The following is a 26,224-nucleotide window of genomic DNA, read 5'->3' on the forward strand; positions in this document are numbered from 1 at the left end:
CTCCTCTCACTCATCGCGGCGATAGGTCAACGACGTGATCTGTTCGGACACTAGTCCAATCAGGAACACGATCACTCCCGCGCTCCACATCAACGTGCTTCCGTTGGTCAGGCGACCCGTGGAAACATACGTGAAGGCGTAATTAATGAAGCCGAGCGCGATGAACGTGAAGCTCACGGGTGCGAAGAGCTTCAGCGGCGAGTAGAGCGTGGCGATTTTGAAGATGATCAACAAGAACCGTATGCCGTCCTTGAACGGCCTTATATGACTCTTGCCTACCCTTTCCGCGGCCTTTATGGGTTCATAGGCCACACCATAGGCACTACGGAAAAATGCCATCGTGCTTGTCGTGGGATACGAGAAACCGTTCGGCAGCAGATGGAGAAACTCACGAAAGCGATGCGCGCGGGCAACACGAAAGCCCGAGGTCAGGTCGGCAACGACGTGCCCCGTCATCCGACTCGCGAGCCAGTTATAGAGCGTATTCGCCAAGCCACGGCCGACGCCGGCCTGACTTTCCCAGGCCCGGGCTCCCACAACCATGTCGTAGCCTTCCTCGAGCCGCGCGATCAGCCGTGAAATATCGGCAGGATCGTGTTGTCCGTCCCCATCCATGAACACGAGGATGTCCCCGGTCGCGGCCCGTGCTCCGCGCTTGATGGCGGCGCCATTACCCATGGAGTAAGGCGACGAAAGACAGCTTATGCCGCTACCCGCGCACACGGCCTTCGTATCGTCGGTCGACCCATCGTCCACGACTATGATTTCCGCGCCCGGCTGGACGGCGGTCAATCGAGGCAACAGGTCTTTCAGGGCTGCCGCCTCATTCTTGGCGGGCAGGATAATGCTTATACGACTCAAGAGATCTCCCCCATGGTCGTTGAATCATAAGGGATATCGCCCTGCGGAAACGAGAAGGGCCGCGCGATCCGCGTACCCACCGCGAGACGATCCCAAGCCGTACCGGTCAGGCGTGACCAATCCCATAATGTGGAGTAGATTCAGGCGCGTATCTCGGGGAACAGGTGCTTCATGGCTTCACAAATGCATACGCCGATCCTGGCGGGTCTCACCGGCATGGCGCGCCGCCTCGTCACCGAGAACGTGCTGCCCGAAGCCGACGTGCGCAAGGCCGTGCAGGATGCCGCGGACAAGCGCGTCTCGCTCTCTGCCTGGCTGGTCGACCACAACCTGGTCGATAGCCCGAAACTGTCCCAGGTGGCCTCGGCTGAATTCGGCATGCCCCTGATGGACATCGGAGGCATGGCTCCCGCCAACATGCCCCTGGACCTGGTCACCGAGGCCCTGATCACCAAGCACCAGGCCCTGCCCCTGTTCAAGCGCGGCAAGCGCCTGTTCGTGGGCATCGCCGACCCGATGCAATCCCACGCGCTGGACGAGATCAAGTTCCACTCGAACCACATGGTCGAACCGGTGCTGGTCGAGCGCGGCCAGTTGCGCCGGATCATCGATACGGCCCTTTCGGCCATGAGTGCCAATGTTCCGGGTTTCGCGGACGGCGGGCTGGACGAGCTGGTCCTGGAGTCCGGCGACGACGAGGGCGAAGGCAGCACCGGCATCGATGCCAATGCCAACGACGACGCCCCCGTCGTCAAGTTCGTCAACAAGATCCTGGTCGACGCCATCAAACGAGGCGCCTCCGACATCCACTTCGAACCCTTCGAAGCGGTCTACCGGGTTCGCCTGCGCATGGACGGCATCCTGCGTGTCGTTGCCACGGCCCCGATCAAGCTGGGCAACCGCATCGCCTCGCGCCTGAAAGTCATGAGCGGCCTGGACATCGCCGAGCGGCGCGTCCCGCAGGACGGCCGCATCAAGCTCAACCTGACCAAGACCCGTGCGATCGACTTCCGCGTCAGCACGCTGCCGACCCTGTTCGGCGAAAAGATCGTGCTGCGTATCCTGGACGGCTCCTCGGCCAAGCTGGGTATCGACAAGCTCGGCTACGAGGACTTCCAGAAAAAGCTGTACCTGGACGCGATCGAGAAACCTTACGGCATGGTCCTGGTCACCGGCCCTACGGGCTCCGGTAAGACCGTATCTCTGTACACCGCCCTGAACATTCTCAACACCGAGGGCCGCAACATTTCCACGGTGGAAGACCCGGTCGAAATCCGCGTCGAGGGCATCAACCAGGTCCAGCAGAACACCAAGCGCGGCATGACCTTCGCCGCGGCCCTGCGCTCCTTCCTGCGTCAGGATCCGGACGTGATCATGGTCGGCGAAATCCGCGACCTGGAGACCGCCGAGATCGCGATCAAGGCGGCCCAGACCGGCCACATGGTGCTGTCGACCCTCCATACGAACGATGCCCCCCAGACAGTCGCCCGACTGATGAACATGGGCATAGCCCCCTACAACATCACCTCGTCGGTCACCCTGATCATCGCCCAGCGCCTTGCCCGGCGTCTCCACGACTGCAAGAGGTCGATCCAGCTCCCCCCGGCGGCACTCCTCGCGGAAGGTTTTACCCAGGAGGAAATCGACGCCGGGATCACCATCTATGAGCCGGTGGGCTGCGACAGCTGCAACGAAGGCTACAAGGGCCGCGTGGGCATCTACCAGGTGATGCCCATGGTCGAGGACATCCAGAAGATCGTACTGGAGGGTGGCAACGCCATGCAGATCGCCGAAGTGGCCCGAAAGGCAGGCATCAACGACCTCCGGGCTTCGGCCCTGCTGAAGGTCAGGAACGGCGTCACCAGCCTGGCTGAGATCAACCGCGTCACAAAGGATTGATGTTCGGCGACCGCACCGTCAGGATGTGCGCCAGATGGCAGAAAAATAAGCGGAAAGTCGTTCAGACTATCCGCCGGTGCGGGGTGCCCGTAGGCATCCCCGCAATAGTTGAATCCGGGGGGAACATCGCGCCATGGCAGTAGCCACCGCCAACAAGAATTCGCGCGCCGTCGGCGCCGCGAGGGCCCAGGTCAATAAACTGGTGATGTACGACTGGACCGCGCTGGACAAGCGCGGCAAGCGCATGACCGGGGAAATGCAGGCCAAGAACGCGGCCCTGGTCAAGGCTGAATTGCGCCGCCAGGGGATGAATCCGCAGACGGTGCGCGAGCGCGCCAAGCCACTGTTCGGCTCGTCGGGAAGTACGGTCAAGCCCCGGGACGTCGCCATCTTCAGCCGCCAGATCGCGACGATGATGGCATCTGGTGTGCCGATGGTGCAGGCTTTCGACATCATCGCGAACGGGCAAAAGAACGTCCGGTTCAAGAACATGCTCATCGATGTGAAGACCAACATCGAGGGCGGTGCGTCTCTACACGAGGCGCTGGGCCAGTACCCGGTCCAGTTCGACGAACTGTACCGAAACCTGGTTCATGCGGGCGAGTCCGCCGGCGTACTGGACACGATCCTGGATACGGTGGCCACGTACAAGGAACGCGTGGAAGGCATCAAGTCGAAGATCAAGAAGGCCTTGTTCTATCCGGCCATGGTGCTTGTCGTCGCATTCCTCGTCACGATGATCCTGCTTCTGTTCGTCGTCCCGGTGTTCCAACAGACCTTCCGCGACGCGGGCGCTGAATTGCCGGTACCCACCATGGTGGTGGTCAAGGCTTCCGAGTTCATGCAGAGCTACTGGTGGCTCGTCATTGCCATCATCGTCGGCTTGGGCGTGGTCTTCGTGGCGGCGAAGAAACGCTCCGCTCGGTTCGCTCACTTCCTCGATCGGGTATCGATGAAGATCCCGGTCATCGGAAACATCCTGCGCCAGTCCGCGCTCGCCCGATTCGCACGTACGCTAGGTGTGACGTTCCAGGCGGGCGTACCGCTGGTGGAAGCTCTCGAGGCCGTGTCCGGCGCCACCGGCAGCATCATCTACGGCGAAGCGGTGCTGCAGATGCGGGACGATGTCTCGGTCGGCCACCAGCTGCAATTGGCCATGCGCCAGACCAACCTGTTCCCGAACATGGTCGTGCAAATGACCGCGATCGGCGAAGAATCCGGCTCGCTCGACCACATGCTGTTCAAGGTGGCCGAGTTCTACGAAGAAGAGGTCAACAACGCAGTGGACACGCTGAGCAGCCTGCTCGAGCCGTTCATCATGGTGATCCTGGGCGGCCTCGTCGGTGGCATGGTCATCTCGCTTTACCTCCCAATCTTCAAGATCGCCGGTACGACCTGACGTTCCACTCCATGCACAATACAAGCCCTCCCCCTCGCGGGTGGAGGGCTTTTCTTTGACCACGGCCGAGCCCATGCCCGACTTACCCATCGCCCTCTGGATCACCTTCGCCGCCGTCTTCGGCTTGCTCGTGGGCAGTTTCCTCAACGTGGTCATCCTGCGCACGCCACCGCGCATGGAGTGGGAATGGCGCAAGCAGGCGCGGGACGTCCTTGCGCTCGATCCGGTCGACGAACCCAAGCCGCCGGGCATCGCGCTGGAGGCCTCGCACTGCCCGCAGTGCAAGCATCGCCTCGCCGCCCACGACAACATCCCCGTGTTCGGCTGGTTGTTCCTGCGCGGGCGCTGCCGCTATTGCGGTACGAAGATCTCGGCGCAGTACCCCCTGGTGGAGCTCTTCACGGGCATCGCCAGCGCCCTGGTGGTCTGGCACTTCGGACCGACGCCGGCCGCCCTCGCCGGGCTGCTGTTCACCTTCTTCCTCATCGCGCTGTCCGGCATCGACATCCGTACCCAGCTGCTGCCGGACGAGCTGACCTATCCCCTGCTCTGGATCGGCCTCGGGCTCACCCTGATCCCGGCGTGGCAGCCGCTGCCCGTGGAGCCGTCGTCGGCGATCCTCGCCGCGCTGATCGGATACCTCAGCCTGTGGAGCGTCTACTGGCTGTTCAAGCTGCTCACCGGCAAGGAAGGCATGGGTCACGGCGATTTCAAACTGCTCGCCGCGCTGGGCGCGTGGATGGGTCCGGTGTCGCTGCTGCCGGTCATCATGTTGTCCTCGCTGATCGGCGCCCTGGTCGGCGGCGGGCTCATGCTGTTCCGCAACCATCAGCGCGACGTGCCGATCCCCTTCGGCCCGTACATCGCCGCGGCGGGCTGGGTCTGGTTCCTGGCGGGCGATCGGTTGCTCGCCGCCTACATGCGCTTCACCGGCCTCCAATGAGCGGCTTCGTCGTCGCGCTGACCGGCGGCATCGCCTCGGGCAAGAGTGCCGTGGAGCGCCGCTTCGAAGCGCTCGGCATCCACGCCTACGACGCCGACGTGGCGGCGCGGGCCGTGGTCGAGCCCGGCTCCGAGGCACTGGCCGAGGTGGCGCGCGTCTTCGGACCCGGGGCGCTCGATGCCGGCGGCCGGCTCGACCGCGCGGCGATGCGCCAGCGCGTCTTCGACGATCCCTCCGCACGCACGAGGCTGGAAAGCATCCTGCATCCGCGCATCCGCACCTGGCTTCGCGATGCCGTGGCGGCCGATCGCAGGCCGTACTGCATCCTTTCGATTCCCCTGCTCGTGGAGAACCGCGAGCACTACGCGTGGGTGGACCGCGTGCTCGTGGTGGATGCGCCCGAAGACGTGCGAATCGAGCGGCTGACCCGCCGTGACGGCATCGACGCCGGCCTGGCCGCGAAAATGATCGAAGCGCAGGCCTCCCGCGAGCGGCGCCTGGCCATCGCCGACGACGTGATCGTCAACGACGGCGACGAAGCGGCGCTGGACACGAAGGTGGCGGCGCTGGACCGGCGTTACCGCGAACTGGCCGCCTGACGCCACGTCCCCACCTCACATCAGCGACACGGCCGCCAGCCGCTCCGCGACGAAGTCCTCCGCCCGCACCGGCTGGCCGATGTGATAGCCCTGCACCAGGTCGCAGTCCATCTCGACCAGGCGCAACAGGGTCTCTTCGTTCTCCACGCCCTCGGCGACCGCTTCCATGCCCAGGCGATGGGCCACGTCGACCATGGCCTGCACCAGCAGTTCGGTACGGCGGTCGGTGTTCATGGCGTCGACGAAAGTGCGGTCGATCTTCAGTTCGGTGGCCGGGAAATGCCGCAGATAGGCGAACGACGCGTAGCCGGTACCGAAATCGTCGATGGCCACGCGCACGCCGCGATCGCGCAGGGAACGCAATACACGCACGCTCATGTCCAGGTCGGTGAGCAAGGCCGTTTCCGTGATCTCGACGATCACCGCTTCCGGGGGCACGCCCCAGATGTCCATGGCACCGATCATCTGTTCCGCGAACCCCTGTTCGGCGAACACGCGCGGCGACAGGTTGATCGCGACGTCCAGCGGACAACCGCCCCGGTGCAGCGCCGCGGCATGGCGCAGCGAGGCATTCAGGCTCCAGCGGGTCAGCGGCACGATCAGGTCGCTGCGCTCGGCGAATTGCACGAAATCGGCAGGCGCCACATGGACCTGGGCGGTCGTGGTCCAGCGCGAAAGCGACTCCACCCGCACCACCTCGCCGGAACGCAGATCGCGAAGCGGCTGGAAGGCCACGTGCAGGCGATTGGCCTCGATGTCCTCGCGGAGTTCGCCGTAGAGGATCTCCACGGGCGTGGCGTCGGGCTGGTACAGCGCGAACGGCTCGCCCACGCGCTGCGCCTCGTCATGCGCCAGTTCGGCGCGGCGATAGAGCAGCTCCGCCGAGGTGCCGTGTTCGGGATGCACCGCCACGCCGACCACGGGCCGTCCGTGCCACGGACGCTCACCACGTAACAGGGGCGTGTCGAAGGCACCGACGATGCGCGTGGCCGCGAGCAGGGCATGGGTGCGGTTGCGTACCGAAGGCAGCACCACGACGAAGCTGTCGTCACCGGCGACGAAGACCGTATCCATATGGCGAACCGCCTCCACCAGGCGCTCGCGCGCGGCCAGCATGATGGCGTTGCCGAAGTCGTAACCGAAGCGTAGCTGCGCCTCGCGCATGCCCTGCAGCCGCACGACGAGCACGGCGCGCCATCCCGAATCGGGAACGACCCGGTCGAGGATGATCTGCACCGCAGGCAGGATGTCGGCACGCTCGCTCATTGGACGAAATACTCCCGGGGGTCGATTCCATGGCTGCCCGCGGGCAAGGTACGCAGGATCTCACGGCGGATGCTGTCCGATTGGTTCATGAGATCGATAATAAGGAATTCCTCGAGCGCTGCCTTGTCCTTTCGCGTAAGGATCGCCACGCGAGGCTGCAGGCGGCGCGCCTGGTTCTGCATCATGACGATCGCGACCTCGCCCGTATTCAACTCCACCAGCGAGCCGGTCGGATAGACGCCCAGGCAAGCCTGGAACTGTTCCACCAGCTCGCCCTGGAACTCGCGGTCGCGCCCCGCATACAGCTGGCGGAGGGCAAGGTGGCGGGAAACGGCCGGGCGGTACGGGCGCGGCGTGGACATCGCGTGGTACGTGTCGATGATCGCGGCCATCCGGCCGGACAGCGGAATGGCGGTGCCGGCCAGGCCCGCGGGATACCCGCTGCCGTCGAAGCGCTCATGGTGGGTGAGCACCATGTCGCGCACCTCGGGGTCGCTGACGCCGGCATGGTCGAGGATGGCCATGCCTTCGCTCACGTGCTGGCGCGCCAGCTCCCATTCCTCGTCGGTGAGCGGGCCGCCGCGTCCGAGCAGTTCATCGGGCAGTTGGGCCTTGCCCACGTCCATCAGCAGGCCGCCCGCGGCAAGACTGACGATGGCCTCGCCAGCGAAGCCCATGTGCCTGCCGAAGGCCGCCGCCAACGTGCTGCAGGCGACGGCGTGCTGGTAGGCATAGCTGTCGCGCTGGCGCAGGCTCTCGATCCAGAAGAAGGCGTCGCCGCTGCGCAGTACGCTGGCGACCATCGGTCGCACGGCTTCTTCCACCGCGCCCGGCTCGATCGCCCGGCCGCCGTGGATGTCGTCCACCAATCGTTCGGCGAAGCGCGACATGCCCTCGAACGCCTCGCGGGCCCGCGGCAGCTCCTCGTCGAACGGCACCGTGTCCGTGTAGCTGTGGCGGGCGACCAGGCGCGGGTTCGCTGCCGGCCGGGGCGCCACGACGGGCACGACGCGCGCGGGCGTGACACGCCGGTGCATGTCCACGAAGACGTATTTGCAGAACCGGCTCAGGCGGTCGATGTCGGCCTGCGTGGCGATCGGCAGCCCTTGCAACGGAAACGGGGTATCCGACCATTCGCAATCGAGACGGCTCACATACATGCCGACCTCCAGATCGGCCACGAACACGCGTCTCTCCACCAGGTCGTACGCCACTCTCCTGCCCCTCATCCGAACCACTGCCTTCCCATGCGGCGGCCGCCCACGCACGGTGATCCAAAGGTTAGCGGCAGCTTCACGGAATCCTGTAGCCGTCTGTGAGGTAAAGGCCGCATCCCCGGTCCTATAGGCAGGCCCACACCTCCCTGGGAGATCGCCATGCGCCCTCGCTTGCTTCCCGTCCTGTTCCTCGCCCTCACCGCCTGTACGGCCGCCTCGGCCCGGGATGAAGGCGTCCCCCTGCCCGCCCCCACCGTCGACGCGTCACCGGCCACCGGCGAGGCCACCGCCGTGTTCGCCGGCGGCTGTTTCTGGGGCGTCGAAGGCGTGTTCCAGCACGTGCGCGGCGTGAAGAGCGTGCGCGCCGGCTATGCCGGTGGCGACGCCGCCCACGCTAACTACGACGATGTCAGTGACGGCGATACCGGCCACGCGGAATCCGTGCGGGTGGTGTACGACCCCGCCCAAGTCACCTATGGCCAGTTGCTGCAGGTGTTCTTCTCCGTGGCCCAGGACCCGACCCTGCTGAACCGGCAGGGCCCGGATGTGGGCACGCAGTATCGTTCGGCGGTCTTCTATGCGACGCCGGAGCAGAAGAAGGTGGCCGAGGCGTACGTGGCCCAGCTCACGGCGTCGCACGCGTTTCCGGCGCCCATCGTGACCGAGGTGACGCCGCTGAAGGCGTTCTACCCGGCCGAGGATTACCACCAGGACTACATGCGGCTGAACCCGGATGCGATGTACATCGTGGTGAACGACCGGCCGAAGGTGCTGGCGCTACAGCGGCTGTATCCGCAGCGGTATGTGGCTGGCTGGGCCAACGGGCGCTGAGGCGAGCCCGAATCGCCGACAAGTCGGCTCCCACAGGAGCATCGCCTGCAGGGTCGGTTCCACCAGGTTGAATCGCCGACAAGTCGGCTCCCACAGAAGCATCGCCTGCAGGGTCGGTTCCGCCAGGTTGAATCGCCGACAAGTCGGCTGCTCTTGGCCCTTGGTGGGAGCCGACCCTGTCGGCGATGCTTCTGTGGGAGCCGCTTCAGCGGCGATGCCCTCACCCCACCATCGGCAGGTTCAGCCCCTGCTCCCTCGCACAGGCGATCGCCTCGTCATACCCGGCGTCCGCATGCCGCATCACGCCGGTACCGGGATCGTTCCACAGCACCCGTGCAAGCCGCTTGTCGGCCGCCTCGCTACCGTCGCAGACGATCACCACACCGCTGTGCTGGCTGTAACCCATGCCCACGCCACCGCCATGGTGCAAGCTCACCCACGTCGCGCCCCCGGCCACGTTGAGCATGGCGTTTAGCAGCGGCCAGTCGCTGACGGCGTCGCTGCCGTCGCGCATGGACTCGGTCTCGCGGTTCGGGCTGGCCACGGACCCGGAATCCAGGTGGTCGCGGCCGATGACCACCGGCGCCTTCAGTTCGCCGTTGCGAACCATCTCGTTGAAGGCCAGCCCGAGCCGGTGGCGCTGGCCCAGGCCGACCCAGCAGATGCGCGCCGGCAAGCCCTGAAAGCTGATCCGCTCGCGTGCCATGTCCAGCCAGCGGTGCAGGTGCGGATCGTCCGGAATCAACTCCTTCACCTTGGCGTCGGTCTTGTAGATGTCCTCCGGATCGCCCGACAGCGCCACCCAGCGGAACGGGCCCACGCCGCGGCAGAACAACGGACGGACGAAGGCGGGCACGAAACCGGGGAAGGCGAACGCTTCACCCAGGCCCTCGTCCTTGGCCATCTGGCGGATGTTGTTGCCGTAGTCGAACGTCGGCACGCCCATCGCGTGGAACGCGAGCATCGCTTCCACGTGTTTGCGCATCGAGGCCTTCGCCGCCCGCGAGGTACCGGCGGGATCGGACTTGCGCCGCTCGAACCACTCCTCCACCGTCCAGCCGGAAGGCAGGTATCCATTGACCGGGTCATGCGCGCTGGTCTGGTCGGTGACGGCATCCGGACGCACGCCGCGACGGACCAGCTCGGGAAGCACGTCGGCCGCGTTGCCGAGCAGCGCCACGGAAACGGCGCGGCCTTCCTTCGCATAGCGCGCGAGGCGCGCCAGGGCGTCGTCCAGGTCGGCGGCCTGCTCGTCGACATAGCGCGTCTTCAGGCGGAAATCGATGCGGCTCTGCTGGCACTCGATGGTGAGCGACGAGGCGCCCGCCAGGCTGGCGGCCAGCGGTTGCGCGCCGCCCATGCCACCCAGGCCGGCCGTGAGGATCCAGCGGCCGGCGAGGTTGCCACCGTAGTGCTGGCGGCCCATCTCCACGAAGGTCTCGTAGGTACCTTGCACGATCCCCTGCGAACCGATGTAGATCCACGAGCCCGCGGTCATCTGGCCGTACATCATCAGGCCCTTGCGATCGAGCTCGTTGAAGTGCTCCCAGTTCGCCCACGCCGGCACGAGGTTGGAATTGGCGATGAGCACGCGCGGCGCGTCCGGGTGCGAGGGAAACACGCCCACGGGCTTGCCCGACTGCACCAGCAGCGTCTCGTCGTCGCGCAGGTCGCGCAGGCTGCGCAGGATGGCGTCGAAGCATTCCCAGTTGCGCGCGGCGCGACCGATGCCGCCATACACCACCAGTTCCGCCGGGTTCTCGGCGACCTCCGGATCGAGGTTGTTCTGCAGCATGCGGAACGGTGCCTCCGTCAGCCAGCTGCGGCAGGTCAGTTCGCTGCCGCGCGGGGCACGGACGGTGCGGGTGGTGTCGATGCGCGTGAATGCGGTCATCGGGGGAGACTCCGTCGATCCAGGGAATCGCCGATTATGGTCCCGCGCCGCGACACCTCGCCATACGCGTCGCAGCAATGCCGCTCAATGGCCGGCGGAGCCGCTCCGCGCGGGCACGGTTTGCGTCGCTTCCGGCCGTTGCAGGGTCTGGTACCGGCGCACCGCGTCGTCCTGGCGCGCCCGGTACAGCTGTTGCTGGCTGCGATCGGCGTTGTCCAGCTGGTTGCGCAGGGCCGGGTCGGCGGCGTTGGTGCGCTGGCGATCGAGGTTGTCCTGGCGCAGCTGTTCACGCAACGCGTTCTGGTTAAGGCGGTTCTGCACCTGTTGCCGGTCGACCTGCCGCTGCCATTGCTGGTTGGGCGTGGGCGTGCTGATGACGACCGGTTTCGGCCTCGGTGGAGGCGCCGCGGGCTTCGCCGGCTGGGTTTGCGCCAGCGCTAACGCGGGCAGCGTGGCGACCAGCCATGCCAGCAGGATTTTGCGTGATGAATTGGTCATGGGACTCGTCCATCATAGGAGGATTGTTCTGCCACATAGCGTAAGTCCCCACCCATGAACGTCACGTTGCCCCGCTGCGGCGCATTCGTCGCGCTGCTCCTGGTGGCCCTGTCCGGATGCGCCACGCGTCCCGCCAAGCCCGTCGTATCGCCGCCGACATCGCAGGCCGTCCTGCTGGTTTCCATCGACGCCTTCCGCGCCGACTACATCGACCGTGGCCTGACCCCGAACCTCGCGGCGATGGCACGCGATGGCGTGACCGCGCCATACATGCTGCCGTCGTTTCCATCGCTCACCTTCCCTAACCACTACACCCTGGTGACCGGCCGCGTTCCCGATCGCAACGGCATCGTCAACAACACGATGCAGGACGCGAAGCTGGGCACTTTCCGCCATGTGGCCACGCACGACGGACGCTGGTGGGAGGAAGCCGAGCCCATCTGGGTGACGGTGCAGAAACAGGGTCTGCACACGGCGACGATGTTCTGGCCCGGCACGGAAGCGGCCATCCATGGCGTGCGTCCGGACCACTGGATTCCGTTCGACGATTCGCTGACCTCGCGCCAGCGCGTGGACAAGCTCATGTCGTGGATCGACGAGCCCGGTCCGAAACCGGTGTTCGATGCCTTGTACTTCGATGCCGTGGATCACGCCGGCCACGAATCCGGGCCGGATTCGGAGCCACTGAATGCATCGCTGCGCGAGGTCGACGACGCCTTGGGTTACCTGGTCGCGCAGCTGCGCCGGCGCGGGCTCTACGACACGATGAACATCGTCGTGGTCTCCGATCACGGCATGGCCGACGTGCCCCGCGGCAACATCGTGTTCGCCGACCAGGAAACCGATCTCGATGCACTCGACGCCGTGTCCTACGGCGTGGTGTCCACCTTCAACCCGAAGCCCGGCGTCGACGACTCCAGGGCGGTGGCACGTCTCCTGGGCCCGCACGAACACATGCGCTGCTACCGCAAGGAAGACCTGCCCGCGCGCCTGGATTACGGCAAGAATCCGCGCGTACCGGCGTATATCTGCCTCGCCGATACCGGCTGGGCGATCATCAGCCACGAGGTGCTGGCCAAGCGGACGATGCCCATGTCGCGTGGCGAGCACGGCTACGACAACCTCGATCCGACCATGCGCGCGCTGTTCGTGGCGCACGGGCCGGCCTTCGGGCGCGGGGTGACGATCGCGCCCTTCCCGAACGTCGACATCTACCCCTTGCTGGCCCACCTGCTCGGCATCGCGCCGCTGCCGAACGACGGCCACCTGGAACGGGTGAAGGGCGCACTGGCCCCGGCGGGGCATTGACGTCGCCGGACGGGCAAATCCCGTAGAATCCGGCCATGCGCGAAATCTATACGTCACCCCGCCAGGACAACATCGACCGGATCGTCGCCCTGCTCACCGAGAACGGCATCGACACCTCGGTGACCAACCGGTCGAGCTGGAACCGGCCCACCTACCAGCGCTTCAGCTATTCGCAGCGCCAGGACGACCGCGACTCCTGGCCGAAGGTCTGGGTGCAGAGCGCCGACGACTTCCCGAAGGCGCGTGCCCTGCTCAAGGAGATCGGCATCGAGCCGGTGGTCCGATTCCAGGAAGAACTCCAGTTGCACCGCCAGCCGGACCGCCGCCCCGCGGCCCAGCGCACCGCCTCGCGTGTCCGCCTCATGGTGCTGGCGATCGTCGCGGGGGTGATGCTCGTCGTCGTGCTCAAGGCCACGCAGGTGCTCTAACACGCTACGGGCGCGCATGGCGCTATAACATCCCCCCATGACCGACCGCGTCCGCCTGTTCCAGACCCTGCCGCACACCTGCGGCTATTTCGCCGAGCGGACGGCGCAGAACCTCGTGGTCGATCCGGGCGCGCCGCACCTCGACAGGCTCTACGGCCCGGCCCTCGCGAAGGGTTTCCGCCGCGCCGGCGGGCACCTCTATCTGCCGCAGTGCGCCGCCTGCCAGGCCTGCGTGCCTTGCCGTATCGATGTCGAAGGGTTCATGGCGGACCGCGGACAGCGGCGCTGCCTGAAACGCAATGCGGATCTCACGGTCACCGAGCAGATGCCCGGCTTCACCCATGAGCGCCACGATCTCTACCAACGCTACCTGCACGCGCGGCACAGTGGTGGCGGCATGGATGCGGCGGATGCGGAAGACTTCCAGCGATTCCTCGCCGCGCCATGGAGTCCCACCCTCTTCCTCGAGTTCCGTCTCGGCCAGCGCCTGCTCGGCGTCGCCGTGACGGATGTGGCGCTGACCGGCATTTCGGCCGTCTATACGTTTTTCGACCCCGACGAAGACGCGCGCAGCCTCGGCACCTTCGGCATCCTGCAACAGCTGGAGCTGGCGAAGCGCCGGGAGATACCGTATGTGTACCTGGGTTTCTGGATAGCCGGCCATCCGAAGATGGATTACAAGCGTCGCTTCCATCCACTGGAAATCCGCAAGCACGGCCGCTGGATCGCGATGCCCTAGCTACGCGGCCCTAAGGTGGGAGCCGACCCTGTCGGCGATGAGTGCTTGCCTCAGCCCATCGGGCGATCACCGTGTGCAAGGCTTCGATGCCATCGAAGAGGGCCGCCGGCCCCGGTTGCAGGATGATCGGCGACTTGATCTCGTGCAGTTCGCCGTCACGCACGGCCGGCACGTCGCTCCAGCCGGGACGCGACGCGACATGCTCCGGCCGGAAGCGCTTGCCGCACCACGAACCGAACACGATATCCGGCGCACGCCGCACCACCTCGAGCGGATCGGCCAGGATGCGCTGCTTCGCCAGCGGCTCTTCGAGCAACTCGGGGAAGACATCGTCGCCACCGGCGATGCGCACGAGTTCCCCCACCCAGCGAATGCCCGTGATAAGGGGATCGTCCCACTCCTCGAAGTACACCTTCGGCCGACGAGGTAACGCCGCGGCGAGCGCGGCGATCCGGGCCAGGTTTTCCTCGGCACGCACCGCTAGTGCCTCGGCTTTCGCCGTCGCACCCACCATCGCGCCAAGGCGGCGAATATAGGCGACGATGCCATCCACGCTGCGGTGGTTGCTGATCCACACTTCCACGCCCGCGCGGATCAGCTCCTGGGCGATATCGGCCTGGAGATCCGAAAAGCCAATGGCGAGGTCGGGCTTCAGGTCGAGGATCTGGCCGATCTTCGCGCTGGTGAAAGCCGAGACCTTGGGCTTCTCCTTGCGCGCCCGTGGCGGCCGTACGGTGAAGCCGGAAATGCCGACGATGCGATGGTCTTCCCCGATGGCGTAGAGGACTTCGGTCGGTTCTTCCGTGAGGCAGACGATGCGTTGCGGGTAGGCGTCCGACATCAATGGCCCGAGACGGTCACGGTGATCTTGCGCTGGTGTGCCTCGTGGCGGTGCTCATAGAGAAAGACACCCTGCCACGTTCCCAGCAGCGGCTTGCCATTGTGCACCGGGATGGAAAGCGATACGCCGGTAAGCACCGAGCGCACATGCGCGGGCATGTCGTCGGGGCCTTCGTCGCGGTGACGGAACAGCGGATCGCCGTCGGGGACGAGCCGCGCGAAGAAACGCTCCAGGTCGGCGACGACGGTGGGATCGGCATTCTCCCCGACCAACAGGGATGCGCTGGTGTGCTGCACGAAGACGTGCGCGATGCCGGTCGATACCCCACTGGCCGAGACGACCTCGGCGAGACGGTCGGTCACCTCGCTCAGCGAGCGCCCGTGCGTATGCACGGTGAACGTGGTCTGCGCGACGTGCTGAACGGGTTGGGCACGGCTCATGGGAAGGCTCCGGTCACGGATAAAGCAGGTGGCTGGACCAGCTTGTACCGCCGGCCGCGTGCACGATCCGTTCGTGCAGCCGGAACGTGGCGCCGTACCAGAACTCGATGCGGTCCGGCTCAACGAGATAGCCGCCCCAATGCGGGGGGCGAGTCACTTCGCGGCCCGCGAACTCCTTTTCGTAATGGGCCACGCGATCTTCGAAGGTCTGCCGGTCCGGCAGTTCCTGGCTCTGCTTCGAGGCCCAGGCACCGATCTGGCTGCCGCGCGGGCGGCTGGCGAAATAGGCGTCCGACTCGGCCTCGCCAACCTTGTTGGCGCGCCCTTCGAAACGGACCTGGATACCTTCGCGAATCTGCTTCCAGTGGAAGCACAATGCCACCTGCGCGTTCTCGGCGATCTCGCCGGCCTTGGCGCTCTCGTAGTTGGTGAAGAAACGCAAGCCTTTTTCGTCGATCGCCTTGAGCAGGACGATGCGCGAATGCACGCGGCCGGTGCGGTCCGCCGTGGCGAGATTCATCGCCGTGGGTTCACGGTCGCCGCTGGCCTTGGCCTCGTCGAGCAGGCCGCGAAAGGTGTCGAGTATCTCTGGGGTGAGCATGACGATGGACTATGCTGTCGGCCATGGAATCCACCGATGCTAGCACGCTGGCCGCCACCGTCCTCGGACGTTTCGCCGCAGCGATCGAGCATGCGTCCCGGCCGTTCGTGCTGGGCATTTCCGGCTTGCAGGGCAGTGGCAAGAGCACCCTCGCCGCGGCGCTGATCGGGGCCATGCACGAGCGTGGCTGGGGCGCGGTGACGATGTCGCTGGACGATGTCTACCTCACCCGCGCCGAACGGGAAGCGCTGGCGGTCGAGGTACACCCCTTGCTGCGCACCCGCGGCGTTCCGGGCACGCACGATCTCGCCCTGCTCGGTTCCACGCTCAGTGCCCTGGAGAAGGCTTCGCCGGAGCGGCCGGTACCGATACCGCGTTTCGACAAGGGGCGCGATGATCGCTACGAGGAGGCGCAGTGGCCCGCGATCGCGGAGCCGCCCCGGCTGGTGGTCCTGGAAGGATGGTGCCTGGGCGTGGAGCCGGCCGGACCGGACGAGCTCGCCGAGCCGGTGAATGCACTGGAGCGCGAGGAAGATGCGGATGGCCGGTGGCGGCGCTGGGTCGATGCCCGGCTCTCGGGCTACCGTTCCCTCTGGGAACGCCTCGATGCCCTGGTGCTGCTGCAAGCGCCCTCATGGGACGTGGTGGCGAGGTGGCGTGACGAAGCCGAACGCCCGTTGCGTGAGCGCGGTGAACCGCGGGCAATGGATGAGGTGGAGCTTTCGAGGTTCCTGCAGCATTACGAGCGGATCAGTCGACGGGCATTGCGATCGCTGGCGGGAAAGGCCGATGTCGTGTTTTCGTTGGATGAGCGGCGGCGCGTCCATCGCCGCTGAAGCGGCTCCCACAAGGGCTGGTCTGACAAGGGCTGGTCTGACAAGGGCTGGTCTGACAAGGGCTGGTCTGACAAGGGCTGGTCTGACAAGGGCTGGCTTGAATCGCCGACAGGGTCGGCGATTCAATCCAGCGCGGCGTAGCCCGCGCGCGCATCCGGCCACGCGCAGCGGAAGCCCGTCGCGCGGAGACGCGCATTCGACAACCGCTTGTTGCCTACGCCCGTCGGTGCCGGACCATCCGGTGGCGGCGGCGCGCCGATCAGGCGCGCGAGATGGTCGTAGAGTTCGTCGATAGGCAATGGCATATCGTCCACGCCGATATAAACCCGCTCGGGCGCGGCGACGTCGAGCAGGCACGCGATCGCCGCCGCCGCGTCGTCGACATGGATGCGATTGGCGTAGACCTGCCGTCCGCGAGGCACGGCTGCCTTGCCTTCGCGCAGGCGGTCGAACAATTGCGTGCGGCCAGGCCCGTATAGCCCCGCCAGTCGAAGCGATATCCCGCCCACCGGACGGGCCGCCAACCATGCCTCGGCCTCGATCAACACACGGCCATTGAAGCCGGGCGGCGATGGCGGCGTATCTTCGTCGATCCACGCGCCGCCGTGCTCGCCATACACCGCCGACGAGGAGACGAACACCGTTCGCTTCGGCATCTCCGGCAAGGCCTCGATCACATGCCGCAGGCCATCCACGAAGACAGCGCGGTACGCGGCTTCCTCGCGAGCGTCCGGCGCCGGCGCGAAGACCAGGGCGTCGATCTTCGGCAAGCCGGCCAGCGTCTCCGGCCGGGTGAGGTCCCCGCGCAACCAGGCGATGCCGTCGCCAGCGGGCATCTCCCCGCGGCGCAGGGCGAAGACGCGGCGTCCTTCCAAGGCCAGGCGCCGCGCCAGACGCGTGCCGACATCGCCGGCGCCGGCCACCAGGACGGTCTCGTATCTCTGTGCTGGGCTTGTTGCTAGCATGAACGTGATGAATCCTTCGCCCAACCTGTTCCTCGTCGGCCCCACGGGCGCCGGCAAGACCTCGATCGGACAGCGCCTCGCGGCGCACTACGGCCTGCCCTTCGTCGACCTGGACGTGGAGATCGAGGCGCGCTGCGGCGCGACGATCGCCGACATCTTCGAACGCGAAGGCGAGATAGGGTTTCGTGCGCGCGAATGTGCGCACCTGAACGAGTTTAGTCTGCGCGAAGGCATCGTGCTCGCCACCGGCGCCGGCGCCGTGCTCGACCCGGTGAACCGGCAAGCGCTGACATCACGCGGCACGGTGCTCATGCTTGGCGTGAGCGTGGAGGAACAACTCGCCCGGCTCGAACACGATACCGTGCGACCGATGATCGCGGGCCCCGACCGTCTCGGCCGCCTGAAGGCACTCGCCGAACACCGCAACTATCTCTACGAGGAGATCGCCGACCTGATCTTCCACGGTCGCCATGAGAGCGTGGACGATGCGGTGCCGCGTGCGATCGCCCTACTCGAACGCCACTGGAAACGCACCTGATGGAAACCGTCGACGTCGACCTTGCCGGACGCAGCTATCCCGTCTGGATCGGACCGGGCCTGATCGCCGATAGCGCACGCTGGCGCGCGGCGATTCGCGGCAGGCACGTGCTGGTGGTGAGCAACACCACCGTGGCGCCGCTGTATCTGGACGCGTTGGCGAAGGGCCTCGACGGACTGCACTGGTCGTCCTACCTGATCGGTGACGGCGAAACCCACAAGACGTTCGCCAATGTGGAGCGCGTGCTGGAAGCGCTGGGCGAACTCGGCGCCACGCGCGACGCCTGCGTGATCGCGCTCGGCGGCGGCGTGGTCGGCGATCTCGCCGGCTTCGCCGCCGCATGCTGGATGCGCGGCATCGATTTCATCCAGGTGCCGACCACCTTGCTCTCGATGGTCGACTCCTCCGTCGGTGGGAAGACCGGCGTGAACCTGCCGGTGGGGAAGAACCTGGCGGGGGCCTTCCACCAGCCGCGCGCGGTGGTCGCCGACATCGATGTCCTGGCCACGCTGCCGCAGCGCGAGTACCGCGCGGGCCTGGCCGAAGTCGTGAAAGGCGCGGCCATCGGCGACCCGGATTTCTTCGCCTGGCTGGAAGCGCACGCGGACGAACTCGCCACCCGCGAGACCACGCCGCTGATCGAAGCGATCGCGCGCAAGTGCCGCTACAAGGCGGGCGTGGTGGCGCGCGACGAAACCGAGCAAGGCGAGCGCGCCTTGTTGAACCTCGGCCATACCTTCGGACACGCACTGGAAACCGCAGGTAACTACAGCGAGATCCTGCACGGCGAGGGCGTGGCCATCGGCATGGTGCTCGCCGCCCGCCTGTCCGAGCGCCTGGGCATGTCGCCCGGCGGTGATACCGGGCGCCTGATTGCCCTGCTTCAACGGCTCGGCCTGCCGACCGAGCCCTCGAAAGCGCATGCCGCCAGCCGCCTGCTCGAACTGATGCGCCTGGACAAGAAGAACACGGCCGGTACGTTGCGGCTGATCCTCTGGCGTGGCATCGGCAAGGCCGAGATCGTCTCCGGCGTCGCCGAAGCCGACGTCCTGGGTGTTCTGCCCTGAAGCAGCCGCCGGGCAAACCGCCTACAATGATCGGCCCTGCGCCAGCCCGGATCGCTCGATGCGGATCTACCTGCAAACCATGCCCGAAGCGGGAACGGAAGCGCCCCGCTACGTCCAGATAACGCTCGAACAAGACCTGCTCGGCGGCTGGACCCTGTACCGCGAAACCGGCGTGCAAGGCGGCAAGGCGATGCTCAAGCGCGAAGTCTATGTGGACCGCGATGCCGCGTTGGCCGCGTTCACCAAGGCGCGTGACGCCCAGATCAAGAAAGGCTTCAAACTCATGTTCAGCCAAGGACAGGAGTCGGCGCATGGCCGCTGACGTGCTTCGCAACGACCGCTTCCTGCGCGCGTTGCGCCGCGAACCCACCGATACGACGCCCATCTGGGTCATGCGCCAGGCCGGCCGTTACTTGCCGGAATACCGCGAGACGCGCGCAAGGGCGGGCAGTTTCATGGGCCTGGCGACGAATCCGGAATACGCCTGCGAAGTCACGCTGCAGCCGCTCGACCGGTTCGAACTGGACGCAGCGATCCTGTTCTCCGACATCCTCACCATTCCCGACGCGATGGGCCTGGGCCTCTCGTTCGAGCAAGGTGAAGGCCCACGTTTCGCGAAGCCGGTGCGCGACGCCGCGGCGATCGACAAGCTCACCGTGCCGGACATGGATGGCGAGTTGCGTTACGTGATGGACGCGGTGCGCCTGATCCGCAAGGAACTCGGTGGACGCGTACCCCTGATCGGCTTCTCCGGCAGCCCATGGACGCTCGCCTGCTATATGGTGGAAGGCGAAGGTTCGCGTGATTTCGCGCGGGTGAAGGCGCTGGCGTGGAACGATCCGGCCCTCGCCCACCGTCTGCTCGACACCGTGGCCCGCTCCGTGGCTGCCTATCTCATCGCGCAGGCGCATGCCGGCGCGCAGGCGCTGATGATCTTCGACACCTGGGGCGGCCTGCTCGGCCCTGCGCCGTTCCGCGAATTCTCGCTGCGCTACATGGCGCAGGTGGTGGACGTGTTGAAGTCCGACCCGGCCAGTCGCGATCTTCCGGTGATCCTGTTTTCCAAGGGCGCGGGCGGTCAACTCGAGGCACTGGCCGATACCGGCTGTACCGGCCTGGGCGTCGACTGGACCCTGGATATCGGCGAGGCCCGCCGCCGCGTGGGCGGCCGGGTGGCGCTACAGGGCAATCTCGATCCGGCGGTGCTGCGTGCGTCGCCCGAGGTGGTCGCGCGCGAGGCGCGTGCCGTACTGGATGCGTTCGGCAACCACCCGGGGCACGTGTTCAACCTCGGCCACGGCATCACGCCGGAAGTGGACCCGGCGAATGTGAAGGTGCTCGTGGATACGGTGCACGAGCATGGCCGGGTGATCCGGGGCGGTTGATGTTCGACAGGCGCCATCGCCGCTGAAGCGGCTCCCACACGAGCCCTGAGCCCTTGGTGCTGTCTTGGGGAATCCCTGGATGCTGTGGGAGCCGCTTCAGCGGCGAAAAATCAACTAGAAGCGGTTAGGCCCCGCGATGTGGCATTTCGCCAGTTCGCCGCGCGCCGCGTTCGCCCCGTTCTGGTCGCTCGCCTGCAAGCGCATCTCCACCATCGTCTGCCAGTTGCGTGCGCAGAGGCTGCCCGACTTCGGGCCCATCTCGAATGACTGCTTCGCCAGCTTCTCCGCCAGCGGATAGTCCTGCAGGCGGATCGCGATCTCGGCGCGGTCCTGGATCAGTTCCGGGGCGTCCGGCGCCATCTTCAGCGCCTGCGCCAGCTTGGCATCGGCATCGGCGTACTTGCCCGCGCGCTCGTCGGCCTGGGCGGCGTGCTCGAGGCCCTGCACACCCGGATCGCGCAGCGGTGCGACCTCGATCGCCGACTTCTCGCGCTCACCCGCCGCGCGGACCTGGGCGACGATGTCGTAAGTGGGTTTGCTGGGACGGGTGGCCTGCGGCGGGGCGGGCTGGCTGCAGGCGGCAACAAGGGCGACGGTGGCGATGGCACAGAAACGAAGGCGATGCATGGGTCAATCCGTAGGATTACTGGGAACGGCCGGCGTGGGCTGCTGCTCATCGCCGCCGCCGAACATACCCTTGAATCGCTGCCAGAAACAGCCCTCCTCCGCTTCCGGCACGTAACCGGAGACGAACGGGAACTGGCGGGCACCTTCGCACGAGGGATCGGTGCGCTTGCCGGTCTGCGTATTCACGTAGGCCATCTCCAGGCCTTCGCCCGGCGTGGCCGACAAGGGGCGGGTCGGCAGCTTGCGGAAAAGCTCCTGCCATACCCGCATGCTGCCCGTGGCGCCGTACAGGCCGGTGGGCTTGTTGTCGTCGCGACCCATCCAGACGATGGCGAGACGATCCCCCGTGAAACCGGCGAACCAGCTGTCGCGCTGGCTGTCGCTGGTACCGGTCTTGCCGGCCGCATGCAGCCACGACAGGCCCGAATTGCCGATGGCCGCGGCGGTGCCGCCATTCACCACCTGCTGCATAGCCCAGGTGGTGAGACGCGCGGCGGTCTGGTACTCGCCTTCCCCGCCCTTCACCTCGTAGCGCTTGATCGCCTGGCCCTTGTTGTCCATGACGCCGCGTACCGCCACCAGCGGCAAGGCGTGGCCATCCGCCGCGATGTACTCGTACAACTGCGCCACCTGCAACGGCGAGAGGTCCACCGCGCCCAGCAGCAACGACGGACTCGGGTTCACGTCCTCCAATCCGAACGACTCCAGGAAACCCTTGATCCGCGGCACGCCCACCTGCATGCCCAGGTTCACGGTAGCGAGGTTCCACGAGTGGACCAGGGCATCGAGCATCGGCACCTGGCCGTGGATCTCGCGATCGTCGTTCTGCGGTGTCCACAGCTTGCCATCGGGCTGGCGAAGGTTGATCGGCGAATCGTCGACGATCGAGGCCAGCGACCATTTCGAGGGTTGCGCGAGCGCCACGAGATAGACCAGCGGCTTCACCAGCGAACCGATGGGACGGCGCGCGTCGAGCGCACGGTTGAACCCCTGGTCGCCGGGATCGCGCGATCCGACCACGGCGAGCACGCTGCCATTGCTGGTATCGGTGACGACCGCCGCGGCTTGCGCGGCGGCGCCACGCTTGCCCAGCGATTTCATCGTGCCGAGGATGGCCTGCTCGGTGTACAGCTGCGCGGAGGGATCGAGCGTGGTGAAGATCGACAGGCTGCCGTCGCGCAGCGCGGCTTCGTCAAAGTCGGCGGTGATCTGCGAGCGAACCAGCTGCATGAACGCCGGGAAGCGGTTGTGCGGCAGCTGCGCGTTCGCCGCGATGCCCAGCGGCGTCGCCTGCGCGGCCTTGGTCTGCGCGTCGTCCAGCAGCCCGGTATCGTGGAACTGCTGGAGCACGAGGTTGCGACGCGCCAGCGCACGATCCGGATAACGGCGCGGATCGTAATAGCTCGGACCCTTCACCAGGCCGATGAGCAACGCGATCTCCTGCGGCCGCAGGTCTTCGAGGCGGCGGCCGAAGAAGAACTCGCCACCGGCGGCGAAACCGTGCACGGCCTGGTTGCCCTGCTGGCCGAGGAAGACCTCGTTGACGTAGGCCTCGAGGATGCGACCCTTGGAATAATGCGCCTCCATCAGCAGCGACAGGATCGCCTCGTTCACCTTGCGCAGCATGTTCTGGCTGCGATCGAGGAACAGGTTGCGCACGAGCTGCTGGGTGAGCGTCGAACCGCCCTGCACGGTGTGTCCGGCGCGAAGGTTGGCGAACGACGCGCGCGCGATCGCGGAGAAGTCGAGGCCGATGTGGCTCTTGAAGTCGCGGTCTTCCACGGCCTGCAAGCCCTGCACGAGCAGCGGCGGCACGTTCTCGAGCCGTACGATGCGGCGCTCTTCCTGCTGCGCGCCGTACAAGGTAGCGATGCGGGCGGGATCGAGGTGGATCGACTTGACCGGTTTATTGTTGGTGTCGTCGACCACCGAGGCGACCTGCCCGTCGGACAGCGCCACGCGGATGCGATGCGGCAGCTCGCCGCCATCGGGTCCGGCGTAGCCATGCGAGGCGATCACGAAGCGCGAGCCGTTCTTCGAATAGCTGCCCTGCACCTTGCCGCCACCTTCGGTGGTATAGCCGGCGAAGGTGAGTTCCAGTTCGAGCGCGGCGGGGGTCATCGGCACGCCCTGGGCCAGTGGCAACGGACGCGCATAGACGCGCGTGGGCACGGCGAACACGAGATCGTTGAAGCGTTCCTGCAGGCGCGCGTTGAGGATCAGCGTGTACGGCAGGAGGAAGCCGAACACCAGGCCCATCACCAGCCAGAAGGGAATGCGCAGCCAGGGCCAGGCAGTGCGCAGGAGGGAGCCGAGACGGGTCAAGAAAGCCAACGCGGGGAAATCCTGGGGAAGAAGACGTACCCGGATGATAGGGGCACTCCCCCGGCGCTCATCTGAACGAACGCTGGCGGAGCCGTGGCGCCGCGCGTCAACGCATCGGTCGCCAGGTCTCCGGGCGTGGCCGGAACGATCGCGGATGGACGTTCAGGACCCGCTCGAGCTCCCGATTGTCGGCGATCAGGTCGCTATCCAGCCGGCGGATCGGGCCGCGCATGGCCGGCGAGACCCATGCTGCGAGATCGAGGGCCAGGCGGGGTATCGGCGCAGGCAGCGTGGGTCCACCCGCGCTTCGACGGACGCGGCGGAACATTTCCGCGGCGCTCATGCGCTCGCCGCCACCGATCGGGAAGGTGTGGCCGCGGGCGAAGGGCGAGCCGAGCGCGGCCATGATCGCGGTCGCGATGTCCTCGGCGTGCACCGGCTGCCGCTGGCCGCGACCGGCGGGAATCGGGAACACGCGGCGGCGCAACGCCGCCTGGACGATGGGCGTGAGGCTCTTGTCGACACCGGCGCCATAGATCAACGTCGGACGGAACAGCGTCCATGGCATGCCACGAGACGCGCAGGTGGCGATCAGGGTCGTTTCCGCATCGCGCAGGCGGCGCGAGAGCTCCCTCTCTTCCGGCACATCGGAATCGCGCTTGGTCTCGGCGCTCATCGACGAGGTGGCGATGACATGCGGCGTACCCGCCAGGCGGGTCGCCGAAAGCCACGGCGCGAGGTGGTCGAGCGGCCCGAGGCTGACCACGGCGTCGAGCGGGGGTAATTCCGGCATCGCATCCGGCAGCGCGCCCATGAGCCATCGGGGATCGGCCGGTGGCTGCCGGCTGACCGCGAGGATATCCGCACCCGCGTCGGCGAGCCGGGGAAGCAGGAACTGGCCGATCTGACCCGAACCACCGATGACGAGAACCCTCATGCCACCACTCAACGGCCGGTCGCGATGCGCTCGTACGCGCTCTGCAGACGCGGATCGTCGGGCGCGTAGCGGCGCGCGTGGTCCAGCGCCTGGAAAGCGCCCTGACGGTCGCCTTGACCGGCCCGCTGGAGGGCGTTGTCGATCCAGGCACTACCCAGCCGGTGGCGCAGGTCGGCCTGCGAGGTGCCACCGGGCGCGAGGTCGGACAAGGTGGCGTAGAGGTTCTCGGCACGCTGGACGTTGCCGCTGGCCACCGCCTGCTGCATCTGCTTTTCCACCAGGGTGGGCAGGCCCTGCAACCCCGCACGTGCGGAGGCGTCGTTGCCATCGATGGCCAGGGCATTGCGGTACAGGTCGTAGGCGCTGTCGCCCGGCGGATCCATGATGTCGCCACGCGACGCGGCGGCCTGGGCGCGACGGACGAGATCGGCGACCTTGGCCTTCTGCTCAGGCGTGACCGCCATGGAGGCTTCCGGCATCGCGTCGTCGCCCGTGGGCTGCCCGCCGGCAGCAGGGGTTCCCGCCTTCGCTTCGCCGCCACCGATACGCGCACGCGCCGCGGCCAGTTCCGCCGACTTCGGCGCGAGCTTCGCCGCCTGGTCGAGCAAGCGTGTCGCCTGGACGTCGTCCTCGCTGTCGAGCGCGGCATTGGCCTGGACGATGAGCGCCTGCGCCACCCGGCCGAGCCCCGCCTTGGCATCGGCGTTGTCGGGATCGGCGGCGAGGGCGGCGCGGAACCGCGCCAGGGCGTTGTCGTCGCCATCGCCGATGAAGCGGCCCGCACGCATCGCGTCGTTGCCCTGCTGGATCAGCGCGTTGACCGCCTGGTCGTCCTGCTTCCTGGTTTCCGCGAGCGCCGCCCGCAGCGACGGCAGGTCGCCGTAACCCGGTACCAGGAGGGCGATGCGATCCACCAGTGCGTTGGCCTTGGCCTTGTCGCCCGCCGCGATGGCCTGGCGTGCCTGCGCGGCAAGCGCGTCGCCCACCTTGTCGAGACCGCGCGCCGCGACCGCATTGGTCTTGTCCGCGTCCAGCACACGCCGATACAACGCGCCGGCGCCGTCGTCGCCATCGAATTTCCCGGCGGCGAAGGCCTGCTGTGCCTGGTCGATGAGCGATTCCGTGCGGCCTTGCGGGTTGCGCGCCTCCGACAGTCGCTGCGCGATGCGCTCCACGTCGTTGCCACCGCCGAGCAATTCGCGGGCGACGTTGAGCGCGGCTTCCGCGTCGTCGAGCTTGCCCGCGTTCAGCGCCGCGTCCGCTCTTGCGACTTCCGCCTGTCCCACACGGCGCAGGCCATCGCGGGCCGCGTCGCTGTCGGGTTGCTGGTCGCGCGCCTTCTCGAAGAGTTCGCGGGCGCTGTCGCCATTGCTACCGTCGAGGTGTCCCTCGTCCAGCGCGTGGTTGGCCTGGGCGAGCGTGTCGTTGAGTTCGGTGGCCGGCACCATGTTGCGCAGCCTGTCCTGCTGCAGCCACAGCGCCGTCGCAGCGCCGATCAGGACGAGCACGAGCACGGGGATCAGCCAGCCGCGCTTGCGTGGGCGGCGCGGCGGGGAAGGAGGCTGTGGGCCGCCGCGCCGGCGCGGTGCGTCGACGACGATATGCGGCAAGCCATCGTCGGCCGGCGGCGCCGGTGCGTCGAGGTCGTCGAGGCGGCCCAGCGTGGGCTCGGTGCGACCGCGCGATTCGCGGTCGTTATTGTCTCTGCGTCCGCTCATGGCAAGGCATCTTCCATAGGAGCGTCGCAGCTTAACATTCGGGCGTGAACGGCCGTTGTAGG

At 66.8% G+C, this 26,224-nt stretch carries 26 protein-coding genes; 13 read left to right on the forward strand and 13 right to left on the reverse strand.

The genetic code is table 11. The features are described from left to right. Positions 1 to 6: 6 nt before the first annotated feature. Entirely contained in the window at positions 7 to 861 is an 855-nt protein-coding gene (locus tag ACN9M2_RS13895) for a glycosyltransferase family 2 protein (RefSeq protein ID WP_426285280.1), read from the reverse strand. Between the two features lie 171 nt (positions 862 to 1,032). On the opposite strand from ACN9M2_RS13895, the gene pilB reads away from it, so the two are divergent. The 4 genes from pilB (at position 1,033) to coaE (ending at position 5,701) form a co-directional block, all read left to right on the forward strand. Next, complete coding sequence (gene pilB, locus ACN9M2_RS13900) at positions 1,033 to 2,760, forward strand: type IV-A pilus assembly ATPase PilB (protein WP_426285281.1); 1,728 nt, start codon at positions 1,033 to 1,035, stop codon at positions 2,758 to 2,760. A gap of 133 nt (positions 2,761 to 2,893) precedes the next feature. After that, positions 2,894 to 4,159 (forward strand): type II secretion system F family protein, encoded by a 1,266-nt coding sequence (locus tag ACN9M2_RS13905; RefSeq protein WP_426285282.1) that lies wholly within the window; start codon positions 2,894 to 2,896, stop codon positions 4,157 to 4,159. 73 nt (positions 4,160 to 4,232) lie between these two features. Then, the gene (locus tag ACN9M2_RS13910; protein ID WP_426285283.1) at positions 4,233 to 5,102 is read left to right on the forward strand and encodes a prepilin peptidase; all 870 of its coding nucleotides are present in this window, start codon (positions 4,233 to 4,235) and stop codon (positions 5,100 to 5,102) included. Then, positions 5,099 to 5,701: a dephospho-CoA kinase gene (coaE, locus tag ACN9M2_RS13915; protein WP_426285284.1), complete on the forward strand. Its 603-nt coding sequence runs from the start codon at positions 5,099 to 5,101 to the stop codon at positions 5,699 to 5,701. The genes ACN9M2_RS13910 and coaE overlap by 4 nt, the downstream gene beginning before the upstream one ends. 15 nt (positions 5,702 to 5,716) lie before the next feature. On the opposite strand, the gene ACN9M2_RS13920 is transcribed toward coaE, so the two are convergent. Both ACN9M2_RS13920 and ACN9M2_RS13925 read right to left on the reverse strand, forming a co-directional pair. Continuing rightward, positions 5,717 to 6,967, reverse strand: a complete 1,251-nt coding sequence (locus tag ACN9M2_RS13920) for a putative bifunctional diguanylate cyclase/phosphodiesterase (protein ID WP_426285285.1) — start codon at positions 6,965 to 6,967, stop codon at positions 5,717 to 5,719. Next, on the reverse strand, positions 6,964 to 8,181 hold the full coding sequence (locus ACN9M2_RS13925) for an HD-GYP domain-containing protein (RefSeq protein ID WP_426285286.1): 1,218 nt from the start codon (positions 8,179 to 8,181) through the stop codon (positions 6,964 to 6,966). Before ACN9M2_RS13925 ends, ACN9M2_RS13920 begins: the two co-directional genes overlap by 4 nt. 162 nt (positions 8,182 to 8,343) lie before the next feature. Between ACN9M2_RS13925 and msrA the strand changes: the two genes are divergently transcribed. Beyond that, a complete protein-coding gene (gene msrA, locus ACN9M2_RS13930) occupies positions 8,344 to 9,015 on the forward strand; it encodes a peptide-methionine (S)-S-oxide reductase MsrA (RefSeq protein WP_426285287.1) in 672 nt (223 codons plus the stop codon). 220 nt (positions 9,016 to 9,235) lie between these two features. On the opposite strand, the gene hutU is transcribed toward msrA, so the two are convergent. After that, positions 9,236 to 10,909: a urocanate hydratase gene (hutU, locus tag ACN9M2_RS13935; protein WP_426285288.1), complete on the reverse strand. Its 1,674-nt coding sequence runs from the start codon at positions 10,907 to 10,909 to the stop codon at positions 9,236 to 9,238. Positions 10,910 to 10,993: 84 nt separating this feature from the next. After that, on the reverse strand, positions 10,994 to 11,407 hold the full coding sequence (locus ACN9M2_RS13940; RefSeq protein ID WP_426285289.1) for a hypothetical protein: 414 nt from the start codon (positions 11,405 to 11,407) through the stop codon (positions 10,994 to 10,996). 54 nt (positions 11,408 to 11,461) lie between these two features. Between ACN9M2_RS13940 and ACN9M2_RS13945 the strand changes: the two genes are divergently transcribed. The 3 genes from ACN9M2_RS13945 to ACN9M2_RS13955 are packed head-to-tail and all read left to right on the forward strand — an operon-like array spanning position 11,462 to position 13,882. Next, entirely contained in the window at positions 11,462 to 12,715 is a 1,254-nt protein-coding gene (locus tag ACN9M2_RS13945) for an ectonucleotide pyrophosphatase/phosphodiesterase (RefSeq protein ID WP_426285290.1), read from the forward strand. 35 nt (positions 12,716 to 12,750) lie between these two features. Then, the gene (locus tag ACN9M2_RS13950) at positions 12,751 to 13,143 is read left to right on the forward strand and encodes a hypothetical protein (protein ID WP_426285291.1); all 393 of its coding nucleotides are present in this window, start codon (positions 12,751 to 12,753) and stop codon (positions 13,141 to 13,143) included. Positions 13,144 to 13,180: 37 nt separating this feature from the next. Then, a complete protein-coding gene (locus ACN9M2_RS13955) occupies positions 13,181 to 13,882 on the forward strand; it encodes an arginyltransferase (protein WP_426285292.1) in 702 nt (233 codons plus the stop codon). A gap of 10 nt (positions 13,883 to 13,892) precedes the next feature. Here ACN9M2_RS13955 and ACN9M2_RS13960 read toward each other — a convergent pair whose 3' ends face one another. From ACN9M2_RS13960 to pdxH, 3 genes are read right to left on the reverse strand one after another with little or no spacing between them, the layout of a single operon-like run. Continuing rightward, the gene (locus ACN9M2_RS13960) at positions 13,893 to 14,723 is read right to left on the reverse strand and encodes an ABC transporter substrate-binding protein (RefSeq protein ID WP_426285293.1); all 831 of its coding nucleotides are present in this window, start codon (positions 14,721 to 14,723) and stop codon (positions 13,893 to 13,895) included. Further along, the gene (locus ACN9M2_RS13965; RefSeq protein WP_426285294.1) at positions 14,723 to 15,163 is read right to left on the reverse strand and encodes a secondary thiamine-phosphate synthase enzyme YjbQ; all 441 of its coding nucleotides are present in this window, start codon (positions 15,161 to 15,163) and stop codon (positions 14,723 to 14,725) included. The genes ACN9M2_RS13960 and ACN9M2_RS13965 overlap by 1 nt, the downstream gene beginning before the upstream one ends. 13 nt (positions 15,164 to 15,176) lie before the next feature. Continuing rightward, the gene (gene pdxH / locus ACN9M2_RS13970) at positions 15,177 to 15,764 is read right to left on the reverse strand and encodes a pyridoxamine 5'-phosphate oxidase (RefSeq protein WP_426285295.1); all 588 of its coding nucleotides are present in this window, start codon (positions 15,762 to 15,764) and stop codon (positions 15,177 to 15,179) included. Between the two features lie 23 nt (positions 15,765 to 15,787). Here pdxH and ACN9M2_RS13975 point away from each other — a divergent pair, with 23 nt between their 5' ends. Then, complete coding sequence (locus tag ACN9M2_RS13975; RefSeq protein WP_426285296.1) at positions 15,788 to 16,600, forward strand: kinase; 813 nt, start codon at positions 15,788 to 15,790, stop codon at positions 16,598 to 16,600. A 122-nt stretch (positions 16,601 to 16,722) separates the two neighbouring features. Here the strand turns inward: ACN9M2_RS13975 and ACN9M2_RS13980 are convergent, their stop codons facing one another. Then, the gene (locus ACN9M2_RS13980) at positions 16,723 to 17,565 is read right to left on the reverse strand and encodes an NAD-dependent epimerase/dehydratase family protein (RefSeq protein ID WP_426285297.1); all 843 of its coding nucleotides are present in this window, start codon (positions 17,563 to 17,565) and stop codon (positions 16,723 to 16,725) included. Between the two features lie 7 nt (positions 17,566 to 17,572). Here ACN9M2_RS13980 and ACN9M2_RS13985 point away from each other — a divergent pair, with 7 nt between their 5' ends. The 4 genes from ACN9M2_RS13985 to hemE are packed head-to-tail and all read left to right on the forward strand — an operon-like array spanning position 17,573 to position 20,555. After that, entirely contained in the window at positions 17,573 to 18,103 is a 531-nt protein-coding gene (locus ACN9M2_RS13985; protein ID WP_426285298.1) for a shikimate kinase, read from the forward strand. Continuing rightward, positions 18,103 to 19,170: a 3-dehydroquinate synthase gene (gene aroB / locus ACN9M2_RS13990; protein WP_426285299.1), complete on the forward strand. Its 1,068-nt coding sequence runs from the start codon at positions 18,103 to 18,105 to the stop codon at positions 19,168 to 19,170. The genes ACN9M2_RS13985 and aroB overlap by 1 nt, the downstream gene beginning before the upstream one ends. A gap of 58 nt (positions 19,171 to 19,228) precedes the next feature. Then, positions 19,229 to 19,492 (forward strand): WGR domain-containing protein, encoded by a 264-nt coding sequence (locus ACN9M2_RS13995; protein WP_426285300.1) that lies wholly within the window; start codon positions 19,229 to 19,231, stop codon positions 19,490 to 19,492. Then, positions 19,482 to 20,555 (forward strand): uroporphyrinogen decarboxylase, encoded by a 1,074-nt coding sequence (gene hemE, locus ACN9M2_RS14000; RefSeq protein WP_426285301.1) that lies wholly within the window; start codon positions 19,482 to 19,484, stop codon positions 20,553 to 20,555. Before ACN9M2_RS13995 ends, hemE begins: the two co-directional genes overlap by 11 nt. Positions 20,556 to 20,669: 114 nt before the next feature. Here hemE and ACN9M2_RS14005 read toward each other — a convergent pair whose 3' ends face one another. The 4 genes from ACN9M2_RS14005 to ACN9M2_RS14020 all read right to left on the reverse strand — a co-directional run bounded on the left by ACN9M2_RS14005 (position 20,670) and on the right by ACN9M2_RS14020 (position 26,162). Further along, a complete protein-coding gene (locus ACN9M2_RS14005) occupies positions 20,670 to 21,182 on the reverse strand; it encodes a tetratricopeptide repeat protein (RefSeq protein WP_426285302.1) in 513 nt (170 codons plus the stop codon). A gap of 3 nt (positions 21,183 to 21,185) precedes the next feature. Then, positions 21,186 to 23,516, reverse strand: a complete 2,331-nt coding sequence (gene mrcB / locus ACN9M2_RS14010; RefSeq protein WP_426285303.1) for a penicillin-binding protein 1B — start codon at positions 23,514 to 23,516, stop codon at positions 21,186 to 21,188. A 97-nt stretch (positions 23,517 to 23,613) separates the two neighbouring features. Then, a complete protein-coding gene (locus tag ACN9M2_RS14015; protein ID WP_426285304.1) occupies positions 23,614 to 24,444 on the reverse strand; it encodes an SDR family oxidoreductase in 831 nt (276 codons plus the stop codon). Between the two features lie 8 nt (positions 24,445 to 24,452). Next, the gene (locus tag ACN9M2_RS14020) at positions 24,453 to 26,162 is read right to left on the reverse strand and encodes a hypothetical protein (protein WP_426285305.1); all 1,710 of its coding nucleotides are present in this window, start codon (positions 26,160 to 26,162) and stop codon (positions 24,453 to 24,455) included. Positions 26,163 to 26,224 lie beyond the last annotated feature (62 nt).

Origin of the sequence: Luteibacter sp. E-22 (genome assembly GCF_049913125.1) — a bacterium.
Taxonomy (GTDB): Bacteria; Pseudomonadota; Gammaproteobacteria; order Xanthomonadales; family Rhodanobacteraceae; genus Luteibacter.